At 43.3% G+C, this 13,756-nt stretch carries 17 protein-coding genes; 3 read left to right on the forward strand and 14 right to left on the reverse strand.

Features of this window, described 5'->3' with window-relative positions:
- Nucleotides 1-81 precede the first annotated feature (81 nt).
- From L4D19_RS10890 to L4D19_RS10905, 4 genes are all read right to left on the reverse strand, one after another.
- Nucleotides 82-318, reverse strand: a complete 237-nt coding sequence (locus tag L4D19_RS10890) for a hypothetical protein (RefSeq protein ID WP_428452486.1) — start codon at nt 316-318, stop codon at nt 82-84.
- Nucleotides 319-492: 174 nt separating this feature from the next.
- Nucleotides 493-699: a tautomerase family protein gene (locus L4D19_RS10895; RefSeq protein WP_428452487.1), complete on the reverse strand. Its 207-nt coding sequence runs from the start codon at nt 697-699 to the stop codon at nt 493-495.
- Nucleotides 700-721: 22 nt separating this feature from the next.
- The gene (locus L4D19_RS10900; protein WP_428452488.1) at nt 722-1,090 is read right to left on the reverse strand and encodes a nuclear transport factor 2 family protein; all 369 of its coding nucleotides are present in this window, start codon (nt 1,088-1,090) and stop codon (nt 722-724) included.
- A 10-nt stretch (nt 1,091-1,100) separates the two neighbouring features.
- On the reverse strand, nt 1,101-1,724 hold the full coding sequence (locus L4D19_RS10905) for a glutathione S-transferase family protein (RefSeq protein ID WP_428452489.1): 624 nt from the start codon (nt 1,722-1,724) through the stop codon (nt 1,101-1,103).
- A gap of 172 nt (nt 1,725-1,896) precedes the next feature.
- Here L4D19_RS10905 and L4D19_RS10910 point away from each other — a divergent pair, with 172 nt between their 5' ends.
- Entirely contained in the window at nt 1,897-2,772 is an 876-nt protein-coding gene (locus L4D19_RS10910; protein WP_428452490.1) for a LysR family transcriptional regulator, read from the forward strand.
- A 205-nt stretch (nt 2,773-2,977) separates the two neighbouring features.
- Here the strand turns inward: L4D19_RS10910 and L4D19_RS10915 are convergent, their stop codons facing one another.
- From L4D19_RS10915 to L4D19_RS10935, 5 genes are all read right to left on the reverse strand, one after another.
- Complete coding sequence (locus L4D19_RS10915) at nt 2,978-3,445, reverse strand: RDD family protein (RefSeq protein ID WP_428452646.1); 468 nt, start codon at nt 3,443-3,445, stop codon at nt 2,978-2,980.
- Between the two features lie 230 nt (nt 3,446-3,675).
- Nucleotides 3,676-3,816, reverse strand: a complete 141-nt coding sequence (locus L4D19_RS10920) for a hypothetical protein (protein WP_428452491.1) — start codon at nt 3,814-3,816, stop codon at nt 3,676-3,678.
- A 54-nt stretch (nt 3,817-3,870) separates the two neighbouring features.
- On the reverse strand, nt 3,871-4,452 hold the full coding sequence (locus L4D19_RS10925; protein WP_428452492.1) for an alpha/beta fold hydrolase: 582 nt from the start codon (nt 4,450-4,452) through the stop codon (nt 3,871-3,873).
- A 134-nt stretch (nt 4,453-4,586) separates the two neighbouring features.
- Nucleotides 4,587-5,087 carry a signal peptidase II gene (lspA, locus tag L4D19_RS10930; protein ID WP_428452493.1) on the reverse strand — a complete coding sequence of 167 codons (501 nt, stop codon included), beginning with the start codon at nt 5,085-5,087 and terminating at the stop codon, nt 4,587-4,589.
- Between the two features lie 132 nt (nt 5,088-5,219).
- Nucleotides 5,220-5,510 (reverse strand): YciI family protein, encoded by a 291-nt coding sequence (locus L4D19_RS10935; RefSeq protein ID WP_428452647.1) that lies wholly within the window; start codon nt 5,508-5,510, stop codon nt 5,220-5,222.
- Between the two features lie 570 nt (nt 5,511-6,080).
- Between L4D19_RS10935 and L4D19_RS10940 the strand changes: the two genes are divergently transcribed.
- Nucleotides 6,081-8,444 (forward strand): YgiQ family radical SAM protein, encoded by a 2,364-nt coding sequence (locus L4D19_RS10940; RefSeq protein ID WP_428452494.1) that lies wholly within the window; start codon nt 6,081-6,083, stop codon nt 8,442-8,444.
- Between the two features lie 203 nt (nt 8,445-8,647).
- On the opposite strand, the gene L4D19_RS10945 is transcribed toward L4D19_RS10940, so the two are convergent.
- The 4 genes from L4D19_RS10945 to L4D19_RS10960 all read right to left on the reverse strand — a co-directional run bounded on the left by L4D19_RS10945 (nt 8,648) and on the right by L4D19_RS10960 (nt 12,304).
- Nucleotides 8,648-9,976 (reverse strand): aminotransferase class I/II-fold pyridoxal phosphate-dependent enzyme, encoded by a 1,329-nt coding sequence (locus L4D19_RS10945; RefSeq protein ID WP_428452495.1) that lies wholly within the window; start codon nt 9,974-9,976, stop codon nt 8,648-8,650.
- A gap of 27 nt (nt 9,977-10,003) precedes the next feature.
- The gene (locus tag L4D19_RS10950; RefSeq protein ID WP_428452496.1) at nt 10,004-10,807 is read right to left on the reverse strand and encodes an SDR family NAD(P)-dependent oxidoreductase; all 804 of its coding nucleotides are present in this window, start codon (nt 10,805-10,807) and stop codon (nt 10,004-10,006) included.
- 467 nt (nt 10,808-11,274) lie between these two features.
- A complete protein-coding gene (locus tag L4D19_RS10955; protein ID WP_428452497.1) occupies nt 11,275-11,430 on the reverse strand; it encodes a hypothetical protein in 156 nt (51 codons plus the stop codon).
- 100 nt (nt 11,431-11,530) lie between these two features.
- A complete protein-coding gene (locus L4D19_RS10960; protein ID WP_428452498.1) occupies nt 11,531-12,304 on the reverse strand; it encodes a YggN family protein in 774 nt (257 codons plus the stop codon).
- Between the two features lie 160 nt (nt 12,305-12,464).
- On the opposite strand from L4D19_RS10960, the gene L4D19_RS10965 reads away from it, so the two are divergent.
- Nucleotides 12,465-12,947 (forward strand): LabA-like NYN domain-containing protein, encoded by a 483-nt coding sequence (locus L4D19_RS10965; RefSeq protein WP_075763327.1) that lies wholly within the window; start codon nt 12,465-12,467, stop codon nt 12,945-12,947.
- Between the two features lie 80 nt (nt 12,948-13,027).
- On the opposite strand, the gene L4D19_RS10970 is transcribed toward L4D19_RS10965, so the two are convergent.
- On the reverse strand, nt 13,028-13,723 hold the full coding sequence (locus L4D19_RS10970) for a cation efflux transmembrane domain-containing protein (RefSeq protein WP_428452499.1): 696 nt from the start codon (nt 13,721-13,723) through the stop codon (nt 13,028-13,030).
- Nucleotides 13,724-13,756 lie beyond the last annotated feature (33 nt).

Genomic DNA, 13,756 nt, shown 5'->3' on the forward strand with positions numbered 1-13,756 from the left:
TAACCATATTGCATCGGTGATGATTCTGACCACTCAGCTTCTTTCACCGATGCATAAATCCAATTGGCAGGATGATAAACGTTAGTCGATGATATCTTCTATTATCTCTTCACGACGTTCTTCCCTACGTTCTTCTCGTCTGTCTTCACGTCGCTCTTCCCTTCTATCCTCCCTGCGATCTTCGCGCCTTTCTTCTTGGCGTTCTTCAACACGCTCTTCATGCCAATCATCCAAATCGGCATGAACCGTTGGCGCAAACATAGTGAAAACTAAAAGTAGTGAAGAAACCGCCTTGGTATTCATTACATTCTTAATCATGATTTATTCCCCTCAAAAAAGCTATGGTTGCCATAGCGTTAAATACAAGAGGAATGTTTATTTACTTGTGGATTATCAGCAAGTTGAATATATATTTTTTAGGTTTGGTAAATAAGTTGATATAAAGTAAATATAAAACAGCCAAGGCACGCAACATGCCTTGGCCATTGTCCATTATGTTAATTGCTGTTTTCGTAACTCGGACACTTGTTCAAAACCTATCCCCCAATTATCGGTATTGATCTCATCAATTACCACAAAGGTCGCTTTCGGATCCTTGCCTAAAACATCCACCATAAGTTGAGTCACACCTTGAATGATTGCATTCTTCTGCTCACAACTTACCCCTTCATCGGTCACTTTCACATTAATGTATGGCATCTGGTTATTCCCTTATTACTCGCTATGCGTCTGCGTACATTTTATTGACGATGCGCCAGTGACCGTCCTCTTTTAGCAAACCCAGAAAATCGATATAGATACTTCCTAAAAGTGGACACAACACCTTCACCATCGCTTGCTGGCCGACAACATCAACAGACAAGATTCGGTATGCATACTCATCACCATTGGTGGCTGGCTTCTGCCTCTGTGCCACCAGCGCTAACCACTCATCCAGACTTCGCCTTAACTCTGGTGCCTTGAGATACGCATCGGAATGAAATATCTCGCGCAACTTTTTCGTGTCGCCATAATGAAGGCCATCAAAATAGCGCTGTATGACCTGGCTTACTTGCTCGAGTTCGATGAACTCATGCTCACTAAGCTTCATCACCCCTCCTTTATACAGCGTTAGCCAAAGCTGTTTCATCTTGCTCAGCAACAAGTGAGGCAGCAAAACTTGGCATAGATAAAACATGCTCAATCATCTTTTGTGCTTTTGGCGGAATGTTGATGTCGACAGGAAACCCTTCACCCCAGCGGGAGTATACGGCTAACATGATGTCAGCAGCAGAAACGTGCTCGCCCCCCAGGAAGGGATAATTGGTTAGCTTATCTTCGACCACTTGCCACAGAGTACGAATATTCGATGCTGCTGCCTCAAAGACCTGACTTCTTAGTTCAACATTTTCAATTGAATTCGCCGCAAAAAAGAGTCGGCTATAAGCGGGATGCATAGTTGCGTTGGCAAACATTATGTCTTGAATAGCAGATTGCTTGGCAACAGGGTCGTTTCCTGGCCACATCTTATTAGGATGATTGCTTAAAAGGTGAATCATTACTGCAGCCCCCTCGGTCAACGTTTGATCACCATTGACTAATACAGGAACGGTACCCACAGGGTTAATCTCTGTAAAATTATCAACTGCTTGCTTATCAATAAGAGTGACTTCCTGTCCCAATTCACGTAGCACGACTTGAGTGGCAAGCGAACAGGCGCCAGGTAGAAAATATAATGTATACATAACTCATCTCCGTATTGACTAAATTAACTCCCCCAGCATGGTGAAGTTTGTTCTTTCAGCCTCGTATTGCTGACAGAAAAAAGAATAGTGAAATAGGCTGATGCGATATATAGTGACAATACGAACCATCTGTTTCCATAATGGAAACAATAGAGCCATGGGTGGGCATACAATGAATAAGTTAAGAGCCATTGAACTATTTGTGCGTCTAGCTGAAGTGGGGAGTTTCACTCGGGTTGCGGAACAAAATCACACATCTAAATCAATGATCAGTAAAGAAATAACTCGCCTTGAAGATGAGCTGGGTGTTCGGTTGCTGCATAGAACGACCCGCAATATTACGCTCACTCATGCTGGCGAGGGGTATCTTAAATATGCTCGTGACATTTTGGCTAAGCTCGATGATGCGGATGCCTTTGTACAGGCGCTACAACAAACACCGCGAGGAAAACTCAAGATTAATGCCCCTATGGCATTAGGCATTACAGACCTGTCCAAACTGTTTGCCGATTTTATGCATGCCTATCCAGATGTAGACCTCGACATTCATTTAGGAGATGAAGATGTAGACTTGGTTGCTGAAGGATTTGATTTAGGCTTTCGGGCCTCTAGCCAACCATTCGATTCTAGTTATATTGGCAGGCCCTTAACCAATTTCCGCTATCATCTGTGCGCCAGCCCGCGCTACTTAGCACATCACTCCAAGATTGAAACAGCACAGGATTTGTTAGAACACAATTGCTTTGAGTACGCTTACTTTAAAGGCAAAAACATTTGGCCCGTGGACGGGTTGGTTTCAACCTCGGGAACACTTCGAGTTAACAGTGTGCTATTTATGCTGCAGGTAATTAAAGCCGATTTGGGCATTGGGTTTTTACCAGAGTTTGTCTGTCGAGATTTGCTCCAGGCAGGTGAATTACTGGAGGTATTGCCTAAAAGTGAAAAGCCTAACCTTACCCTTTACGCGCTATATCCAGCCCGCCATTACGTTCCCCCTGCCGTTTTACAGTGCATCAACTTCCTTGAACAGTGGTTTGAGAAGCAGTAATTGACCAAGCGGCAATATTCCTGCCTTCTCAGATTGAGGCCAGCGTATTTGCCCTGATGTAACCCCAATGAATAGCAATCCTAAATACTGGGCAGAATGCTGACTTGTTGCCTCACAACCTCCCTATTTATAGATAGAACCATAAAAACAAACCAGTTGATTCGAAACGATGCATAAGTCATGTTTCGAATCAACTTGAAAACCATTAGTTACCGAACGAGACTTTTTCTACGCCCTTATTTCGGGGACGAATGACAACTGTACCTGCTAATTTATCGTGCCATCCCTGCTTCTTACTATCCCAGCCAACCCAAAAGATACCAAGCCCCAAAGGAATTGTAGAAACAAAGTATCCTAGATAACGAATGATAGACTGTTTCACAGTTAAACTGTTTCCCGTTTTCGCATCAACAACTGTAGCCTTTATTGCCATTTTTCCTGGTGTTGCAGACTTATACACCCAAAATGCTATCGTTGCGCATAAAGGGAAAACATAGTTCAGTACAACATCCGATAGACCAAGGACTATATCCTCAGAATAGAGATAGTCATCACCGTAGGCCATATACATTAATGGCATCGTAATAATGATTATGATGATTCCATCAATAAAAGATGCTCCCGCACGAATCCAAAATCCTGCATACTCATGTTCCGAACCATATGTAATCATTTCATTATTCACACTTACTCTCCTGTAATTCCATAACCTTATGAATGCGGTGGCATTTAATCACACGGCGAACTATTATCAAGTGATTGATATGAAACAATCACTATTCAAGATATACATATATAGAAAGGATCTTAATGCCTAACGCCAGGAATAAGGTGTGCCACGACACTCTCACCAAGCGTGACAAACTCCATAGTAAAACCGCCGAGTGTAACGGGTCACCTTGATTACTTTGTTAGATTGATAGCTGCAACAATAGCCATAGCCAGCCCTTCTGGATTCTCCCACACCATTGAATGCCCAGCAGCAGGTATGATTTCAATATTGATACTTTCTTTCTCTATTTCCATATAATCTGGATCTGGCAACGAATTATTGCCGAATATGAACGTTTTAGAAGCCTTTAATGAATAAAAAACTTTTCACCAACACGGTGATTGCCCTTCTATTAATGATATAGACTCTCTATAAATAGCTATCGGCGAACTCATTGCTAAACTTGCAGCCCAGTTTTCATTCGACTCTTTTTTACTCTCTTGAACAATTTCAGTATGCCCTGTATTCAAGTACTCTTGCTCATTATATGAAGCTATTTTTTTACTAAAAAAACCACCGCCAGAGTCAAGGTTTGCCTCACTAAGAATTAGTCCCTTCAATCGTTCCCCATCACATCGAGCAGCTAAATTTATAGATATGGCACCACCCATGCTGTGTCCATATATGAAAAACTCACCTATGTCTAAGTGGTTGATAAACCGCTCCAGATAATCTGCATGTTCTTCTATGGAATAACTAAATTGATCAGGCTTATCACTAAATCCAGAGCCTAAGAGGTCAACAAGCAATCTTCTATGTTGTTCAAGACCGCACATGGACGCTACTTGGGGATAATCAAAAGAAGATGCACACCCTAACCCATGTATAAAAATAATGGGTACTCCATCTCCTGGTAAGTCATGATACCGAAGCTTTGCATTCTCTTTTTCTACTAGATATTCCTTCACAAATGTTCCTTTTATAATTTATACGGTAACAAGCAACCTAACGACTGTAATAAAATTGCCCCGCACAGAACAATCAAAGCCAACTAAATTTCAAGCCAAAAATGCCGCATGTAATGCATCACCTTGATTACTTGTTACATGCTAGCACGCTGAATTTTAAGACGATTATGCGATAACAAAAGCATCAGGACACCGACCATAATTACCACATCTGCAACATTGAAAACGCCGGTACGAACTGGGCCTATACCAACATTTAAAAAATCTATAACTGCACCATTATTGGTAACTCGGTCATAAAAGTTACTAAAACCACCCGAAAAAACCATTGATAATGCAATTAATGAAGGCAAATTTTGTTTCGAACTGATAACAATGTAAGCCAATAGACCGAAAAGAAAAGTACCTACAGCTATAACAAAAAAGCCAAACCGATAGTCATCAGAAAGCGTATTTCCCAACCCCAAGAAAGCACCGATATTTTCCGTATAACCCACACGAAGCAAATCTGAAAAGTAGCTAGTCATTACATTATTTGAAAGCTCTTGAGAGGCTAATACCTTTGTGGCTTGATCCACGCCAACACACGAAAGGGTGACCCAAAATACCACTTGAATTCTCTTACAAATATCCATGTAACCTCTGTATTTCCATTTAAGCTTGTAACGCTTGCAATAAGGTGCCCCACGATCAACTTACCAAGTGCACCGAACTTCTAACCAAAACCGCCGAGTGTAACGGGTTAGCTTGATTTTCTTGTTATGTATCTATTGCTGACGTAGAAAGTCGAGCTCTTTTGATGTTTTAGATGGAATAAATTCTGTGACTTCATACTCGGCTAAACCGTGCTGTTTAAACGGGTCTTCATCTAATATTTGGGTTAACTGCTCTAGGCTATCAACATTGGCTAAGATTACACCACCGTTTCTTGGTACCTTCCTACCAGAAGCAATAAAAGAACCTTTTTTATATTCTTTTTCTAGATAATCAATGTGAGCTTCTAAGTATTTCTCTACTTCACTCATTTCACAGATATATGTTAACGAAACTACAAACATCACTTTACCTCCATTAATACACGAGAATATTCCACCTGTTGGGTATTGAGTGCAAGTCGGGTGATTATTTATCTCTTCTATAAGGCTAAATTTCGTAAGGGTAAATAACAGTATATTCAACAAACCCAGTTTATATACCTTCCGGACTTCAGATATATACGAAGAAGATTATCGAATCGAATTCGACTATCTCACCACCCGCGACCGATTGCCATACACATATCCCTAGCGAATAGTTCAATATGAAACCATATGAAACACAAGGTGTAAATAGATTATCCGTCATCAATGCCTAGCAAACTTGTCCACTTTTCTAATTAGGCTTGAGCAGCTAACCATTTATATCCTGGGTATATCACGTCATCATAGGTTGCCATGACCCGTTCTAAGATGGTTCAGGATTGACATCATCTTTTGGACAAACAAACAACGAAATTCATCAGATTCCGACTAAGATTAACCCACATCTTTTTTATGTCCTCGTGGTGAGTCAAACCCAGAGAATATCAGGGCTAGCCAGTTATTTACCAAGCGGCTATAATTCCCGCCTTCAAAGATTGAGGCCAATGTATGCACACTGATGTAACACCAATAAATAGCTATCCTAAATACTGGGCGGAATGCTACGGCACTGCGCCGTTCTTACCGACAACCCGTGCGGAAATGGACGCCCTTGGCTGGGATAGCTGCGACATTATTATCGTTACCGGTGATGCCTACGTTGACCACCCAAGCTTCGGTATGGCGGTAATTGGCCGCTTGCTAGAATCGCAAGGCTTCCGAGTCGGTATCATTGCCCAGCCTGAGTGGAACAACAAAGACGCCTTTATGTCGCTGGGCAAACCGAATCTGTTTTTCGGCATTACTGCCGGTAACATGGATTCGATGATCAACCGTTATACGGCTGATCGCAAACTGCGTCATGATGATGCGTATACACCGAACAATGAAGGCGGCAAGCGACCTGATCGCGCTGTGTTGGTCTATTCTCAGCGCTGCCGTGAAGCATACAAAGAAACACCTATTGTACTCGGTGGTATTGAAGCCAGCCTGCGTCGCCTGTCTCACTATGATTACTGGTCAGACAAAGTCCGTCGCTCTGTTCTGTTTGATGCCAAAGGCGACATTCTTCTTTTCGGTAATGCCGAGCGTGCCCTGGTTGAAGTGGCACACCGTCTGGCGGATGGCGAAGACATTGCGACACTGACCAACATAGCCGGTACGGCAGTGATCATGAAAGAGCGGCCTGAAGGCTATAAAGAAATTGATTCCAGCCGCATTGAAAAACCGGGTAAGGCCATGGCAATGCCCAACCCTTATGCGACTGAAGAGAACTGCGAAACCAACAAAGCCGAGAAAAAGGCAGAAGTGGAAGCCAAGCCGGTTCACATTCAGCCGTCTCGCCATGACTCCAACAGCACGGCTATTCGTCTGCCGTCTTTTGAAAAGCTGCGCAACGATCGTATTCTCTATGCGCACGCCAGCCGAGTTATGCACCTGGAAACTAACCCTTACTCATCACGTGCACTGATCCAGAAACACGCTGATCGCGAACTATGGGTGAACAAGCCGCCTATTCCGCTGACCACGGAAGAGATGGACTTTGTCTTTGGCCTGCCTTATGCGCGCGTGCCTCACCCTTCCTATGGCAAGGCTAAAATTCCAGCCTATGACATGATCAAAACCAGTGTGAATATCATGCGCGGTTGCTTTGGCGGCTGTTCTTTCTGTTCGATCACCGAGCACGAAGGACGTATCATCCAAAACCGCTCACAAGAATCGATCATCAGCGAGCTGGAAGATATCCGCGACAAGGTTCCGGGCTTTACCGGCACTATTTCGGATCTTGGTGGACCAACAGCCAACATGTATCGCCTGGGTTGTTCAGATCCACGCGCCGAGGCAAACTGCCGTCGTCCTTCTTGTATCTTCCCGGAGATCTGTAAGAAGCTGGATACTGACCACAAGCACACCATCGATCTTTACCGCAAGGCACGTAATGTTGACGGTATCAAGAAGATCATGATTGCTTCAGGTGTTCGCTATGACCTGGCTATCGAGTCACCGGAATATATCCGCGAGCTGGTGACCCACCACGTTGGTGGTTACCTGAAGATAGCGCCTGAGCATACCGAGAAAGGCACACTGGATCTGATGATGAAGCCGGGCATGGGCACCTATGACCGCTTCAAGGAACTGTTTGAGAAATACAGCAAAGAAGCAGGCAAAAAGCAGTACTTGATCCCGTACTTCATTTCGGCGCACCCGGGTTCGACCGACGAAGACATGCTGAATCTGGCTCTGTGGCTTAAGAAGAATGATTTCCAGTGTGATCAGGTTCAGAACTTCTACCCGTCCCCGATGTGTAACGCAACGGCGATGTACCACTCTGAAACTAACCCGCTCAAGCGTGTTAAATATAAAAAGCGCGAAGATTTATTTGTTGCCAAGGGCGATCGCCAGCGTCGTCTGCACAAAGCACTGTTGCGCTACCATGATCCGCTAAACTGGCCGTTGATCCGCGAAGCGCTTGTCTCGATGGGCAAAAAGTACCTGATTGGTGATCGACCAAACTGCCTGGTACCAGAAGAAGGCAGCGAGGCAGAGATGACACCGGCACAACGTCGAGGCTCTGGCCGTCACGGTGCAAAACGCTTTGCAACCAAGCACCCAAATCAGCCTGATATCCGCAAGGATGGCAAACGTAAACCGGGTAGCCGCTCTAGCGGCAATAACAAAGGCAACCAGAGCCAGCAAGGTAACCGAGGTAAATCAAACGGCAAACCTGCTGGACAGTCTACTGGTAACCGTAACGGTAATGGCAACAACTCGGGCCGCCCAAACCGCAACGGTAAGCCGACTTCCGGTCAGCGTCAGGGCCAAGGTCAGAGCCAAAACGGCAAACCGAACCGTAGCCGAGCCAAGGCGCGCTAACAGCGGCTGTTAGATAATCCCTCTTCACATCGTTGGTCAGGGATTTCTCTATGTTGACCAAGAAACGATAACACCGAACGTTTCCACGCTCGGTGTTATATGTACCCTACCGCCAACCACTCATATAAGTATTGATGCTTATTTGAGCAGAATTATACATTTTAGTTCACCTGTTGATAAACGAACTAAATGTAATTTTGAAATTAAATGCTTATTGACTGAAAATCATTCCAATCAGCATTAACGATGCTGTCTTTGACCGCTTGATCAGTTATCTCTTTTACAAAAGCAGGAAGTAAGGAGGACTCCGCGTAACTTCTCTCCATCTGTTTTGCTTCCTTACTCACTCTCTTTTTAAGGCATTCGGAAATTAGCTTACAAAGTTCATCAATATCTTGCTTTGAATGAGAAATATTGAGTGCGATACGCAGCCCAGACTTTCCTTTTCCTACGGCCGGGAAGGCTCCAATATTAACGTATATACCTTTCGTCATAAGGTCATTGATAATATCTCTGGTAACTATTTCATTCCCAATAGCAATAAAACGAATTGGGCTGGCCGTCGCTGCAATTAAAGGAAGCCCATAATCAGCTGCCTTATCATTGAAGTAGTTTATCAATTCAAAAAGTTGTGCTTGAAGTGATTCGATTTCATCACTCATAAACAAGTCGAGTGATGCGTTCAAAGCAGCGAGGTTAGCTGGTTGGATAGGGCCGCCGAATGAAAAGGCAGGGCCACAGTATCTAACGAGCTCATATAACTCTTGGTTGGGTAAAATAATCCCACCTCCAGTCACACCAAAGCATTTGGCAAATGAAATTGTGACGACAGACCTGTCATGGAGCTCATTCTCTCCTAACACATAGCCTTTTCCATGCTTTCCACGCCAGCCTGCCCCATGCGCATCATCAATATACAACCAGAAGTTCTCATATTTATCGAGCATCGAGCGAATTTCAGTCATTGGTGCAAGGTCACCATACATACTGAAAACCCCATCGGTTGCATACCAAATTTTTCTATAGTCGTGACCTTCTTTAATCAGCTTTTCGAGAGCATTTGCATCATTATGTCTGATGACCTTTACTTTTGCTCCTGACGCTGCGACAACCTTTGCTGAAAGTTGAATACTAGAGTGGGCTTGTTGGTCGACAATAAGCAGATCCCCTCTTTCCACTAGCACAGGCAGGGCACTTAGGTGGCCAAGTGTTGTTGTGGCAGTGAGTAGAACGTTTCCACCAAATAAATGATTAAGCTTTTTTTCTATCGTATGATACAGAGGGTGGGACATATATGCGCGAGACGCAGATAGTTGAGTACCCGTTCTTTCTATCTCTTCTATTGCGGCACATTTTAACCTAGGATCATTTTCGACACACAAGTAACTGCAAGATCCATAGTTCCTCATTTTATTTTCATCTAAATATATATATCGTCCATCTTCAACGATATCGTCTAAGTCTAGATGGGCTATTTTGTGATTAACCATATCCTTTACATATAGATGGAACTCGTTTAGCTTCTTTTCCATATTCACATTTCCATTATAATAATTAAACTAACGTTTGTATGATGAGGCCGTGATTTTGTCGATTATTTTATAATAAATACCAGGGAATAAATTCTTCGTTATTTTTATAGCTAAGCTTTCTCTGTTACATAAAACTTCAAACTTCCCTTTAATAATTGACGTAATAAGTTTTTGTGCTACTAGATCAGGACTAATTACTTTTCCGTGTTTACTTAATGCTTTTGCTTCGGGTATTTGGAATTTCTTTTCCCTTGCATACATATTAGTGTCAGTGTCAGGTGGAAATACTATATTTACACTGACATCAAATGGCTTCATTTCCATTCTTAAGCATTCCGCAAAGCCTGTGAGAGCGAACTTTGTTGGGGCATAACTGACATAGCCACAGGCACCTAGATATCCGGCAACACTTGATACAAAACTGATATTCCCTGAGCTGCGCTTGATAAACGGAATTGCTACCTTAGTAGCATTAACTGCTCCCCAATAGTTTACCTCAAATACATGGCGAAGTGTTTCATCATCGAGATCCTCAAACTTTCCGTAAGCCTCTACGCCAGCATTATTTATAATAACATCAATGCCATATGTCCTACCTATATCATTTATCGTATCTTCAACTAGATTTTTATTCTTTAAATCAACAGAATAGACAAATACTCTTGATTCTTTATTCAACGCATTCAAATCTGATTGAGATTTAATTAAATTATCCTTGCTCCTTGCAATCAAGTGCAAATAAGCACCTTTTGATAACAATAATCGTGCAATAGAAAACCCTATTCCTGATGAACCACCAGTAATGACAACATTCTTATTTAAGAAATCCATTTTACAAACTTAATAATATTGAGATATAAAAAACAACATAATAATAAGTTAACCATAATTAGGGGGAGAAAAACACACGATAAGAGTTTGTTTAACGATGTTGATGATGCCTAATTATTATAAGTTAGGGATAATCTCGAAAAATTAGAAATTAATCTATTTGTATATTACACCACAGCTTTCTGTAATTTGAGGATAACGTCGCCATTCCTGTTAGCATTAAGCAGATACCCTTCTACGAGTACTGGTCGTGCTACTTGATGATTACTTCCCTTCAATGTTGCAGTGGATGCGCGAGGATATGGATCATTTTATCTTGCCTCCTCTCGCCCCAAAAAAAGAAAACACCGAACGTTTCCACGCTCGGTGTCATATGTATCCTGACTCTACCCATTAATGTGCTTATCCGAACGACATTACGCTAAATAAGCAGGCTTTATTGCTATACCAGATTCAGAGTATAAGGCTCATCGAAATAACTCAATCGCCATAAAAAAAGCAACGGCGCAACCTATAACGATACCGAGCCCAATCAACATTTTCTTTTGGGCATTTTCATCTAAATATTTGGTTGCCAGAAATGCCAGTAACAGCAGGACAAAGATAACGCCGATTTTCAACATACACTCACCTTCGAAACCAGACTAACCACATATACCCACACTCTATCACAGTTAAAGTGTGGGTTTTGCTAGTTAAATCAATAGAGTTATACCAATCTCACTAGATTTCGAACATCTGATAATCTTTCAACGCCGGCACCACGCGATGCAGCTCTTTCTCTTCCTCGGCCAGCCCTTTGATTGAGTCGCAAAGATCATTGGCTTTGCTTGCAACCTCACCCGAACGAGAGCGCACTTTCTCTTCAATACTTGCCTTTAGTTCGGCAAATTGTTGTTGCAGCTCAGAGAAATTCAGCTCGCCGTTTTTCATTTCCTGCGACAATGCAGAAAACAGTCCGGACAACGACTCCATGCTGACATGCTTCATGGCTTGTTCAAATTCCTGCTTCCAGTCGGCATCGACGGTACTAAAGATATCGGCAGGCATAACGAACTCGCCATCCTGATAGAATTTCTGGTGTGCCTTTTGGCTGTAGTCATCAATCAAGGACTCAACCTTGGCAAAAGATTCTTTCGAGTCGAAGCGCGCAGAGACTTCATTCAAAATATCGGAAGCAATACCCACACCATCATCGGCAATATCTGCCATTTGCGGCAAGTATTCCTTTACCCCATGACTATAGGCATCTACGGCTTTTTGCTGGATAGCATCCAGCTCCAGACGCTCACCGTTGATGTATACCTGATTGTTCTCGTCAATCATCATCTTAGGCTGACCGCCTTGATACACCGACACCTGCTCACCGGCAATATGGATATCATTCTGCACGTCAACAGGGCAGCTCTGAGCAAAGGCCGCCGCAGGGGCAAGGAAAAGGCATGTCGCCAAGATTTTCTTCATCATCATATTCAACAGTTTTTCTTTAACTGACACATAACTGGCTTTACTGTCACATTTTTCTCCCTCGTCTACAAGTGTCAGAGACTGTAAGAGAAACAAGCCCTAACAATATGACCGTATCAGCTCATCATGCTTGAGTTTTTACTCATATATAGGCACTCTGTGAACTATCATTCATCTGGTCAGAATTATTGTGGAAAAAGTTGCTATTTTCGTCGATGTGCAAAACATCTACTACACAGTCAAAGATACCTATGGTTGTAACTTTGACTACAACGCATTTTGGGCAGAAGCCACACAGGGCCGGGAGGTCGTTGCCGCTTACGCCTATGCCATTCACCGAGGTGACGAAAAACAGCGTCAGTTTCAAAATATTCTGAGAGGCATTGGCTTTGAAGTAAAACTCAAACCATTTATCCAGCGTAGCGACGGCTCGGCCAAAGGTGACTGGGATGTGGGGATCACCCTCGATGTCATTGAACATGCAGCCGAAGTGGATCGGGTTATCCTGCTATCCGGTGACGGCGACTTTGACCTGCTCGTCGACAAGGTACAATCCAAATATAATGTGGATGTCGAGATTTACGGCGTACCGGCACTAACGGCAAGCTCACTGATCAATACGGCGAATTTTTTCCGAGAAATTGAAGATACCCTGCTTCTCGGACGAAAATAAACTCGAGCGCATGTAACAGAAAACGGGAAGCCATTGGGGTTTCCCGTTTAAGCATTAGTTGCTTATTTTTCTGTGACAGCTCATTTTATCAGCGCACCTATAGCCTTCTGCTCGCAAGCAACCCTTTTTTGGGCGCTTAACCTGCGAAGATCATTCACCGCACCGTAAACCATTTTCAGCGGTACAATCACAAAATAGATTGAAGCTAGAACAACCATCACCGGATCAGCATACACGGCATACTGGGAGTAATCGGTGTATTCCATAAAGGTGGCAATAACAAATCCAATCATTACAGCGCCGCTAATCACTGTATCCATTGCCCACTGTTTTACTTCTGCTTCCACCAACGCAGAATTGGCCTGCTTGCCTTTTCTTGCCATTACCCAGATAGTTGCCAGACAGCCAACGATGTTTATCACTCCGAAGAGCAGAGCCAACCCTGTATCGACTTCACGCCCGCCGTTAAAAATGGCAACCACTGCCGTACTAAAAGAAATGCAGCACATCACGGTGATCACAACGCCCTTAAAGGCAATCACCAACGATTCAACTTTTGCTTTATCCCAGGATGCGCCATCAGGCTGGCGAATATACATAGCTGCAACCAGCGACACCAGTGTCAAGGCCAGACTAATAAACGAATAGGCGCCGTCAAAAACGATGACCAATGAGCCCATCCACAAACCAAGACCGATCCCCATCACGGCAAACAGAAACGAGGAGAAAGTCGAAAACTGAAGCAGCCGACGTTCAAGCTGCACGTTACAAGTCATAAGTACCTCTATCAACCGACGCTTTTTTCGTCG

Source organism: Photobacterium kasasachensis, from assembly GCF_050336885.1.
GTDB classification, from domain to species: domain Bacteria; phylum Pseudomonadota; class Gammaproteobacteria; order Enterobacterales; family Vibrionaceae; genus Photobacterium; species Photobacterium kasasachensis.

Bases quoted from the DNA above. Each gene is read 5' to 3' on its own strand.
- L4D19_RS10970 (WP_428452499.1), bottom strand. From the start codon at position 13,723: ATGACTTGTAACGTGCAGCTTGAACGTCGGCTGCTTCAGTTTTCGACT.
- L4D19_RS10890 (WP_428452486.1), bottom strand. From the start codon at position 318: ATGATTAAGAATGTAATGAATACCAAGGCGGTTTCTTCACTACTTTTA.
- L4D19_RS10910 (WP_428452490.1), top strand. From the start codon at position 1,897: ATGAATAAGTTAAGAGCCATTGAACTATTTGTGCGTCTAGCTGAAGTG.
- L4D19_RS10895 (WP_428452487.1), bottom strand. From the start codon at position 699: ATGCCATACATTAATGTGAAAGTGACCGATGAAGGGGTAAGTTGTGAG.
- L4D19_RS10940 (WP_428452494.1), top strand. From the start codon at position 6,081: ATGCACACTGATGTAACACCAATAAATAGCTATCCTAAATACTGGGCG.
- L4D19_RS10905 (WP_428452489.1), bottom strand. From the start codon at position 1,724: ATGTATACATTATATTTTCTACCTGGCGCCTGTTCGCTTGCCACTCAA.
- L4D19_RS10935 (WP_428452647.1), bottom strand. From the start codon at position 5,510: ATGTTTGTAGTTTCGTTAACATATATCTGTGAAATGAGTGAAGTAGAG.
- lspA (WP_428452493.1), bottom strand. From the start codon at position 5,087: ATGGATATTTGTAAGAGAATTCAAGTGGTATTTTGGGTCACCCTTTCG.
- L4D19_RS10950 (WP_428452496.1), bottom strand. From the start codon at position 10,807: ATGGATTTCTTAAATAAGAATGTTGTCATTACTGGTGGTTCATCAGGA.
- L4D19_RS10945 (WP_428452495.1), bottom strand. From the start codon at position 9,976: ATGGAAAAGAAGCTAAACGAGTTCCATCTATATGTAAAGGATATGGTT.
- L4D19_RS10915 (WP_428452646.1), bottom strand. From the start codon at position 3,445: ATGATTACATATGGTTCGGAACATGAGTATGCAGGATTTTGGATTCGT.
- L4D19_RS10900 (WP_428452488.1), bottom strand. From the start codon at position 1,090: ATGAAGCTTAGTGAGCATGAGTTCATCGAACTCGAGCAAGTAAGCCAG.
- L4D19_RS10955 (WP_428452497.1), bottom strand. From the start codon at position 11,430: ATGTTGAAAATCGGCGTTATCTTTGTCCTGCTGTTACTGGCATTTCTG.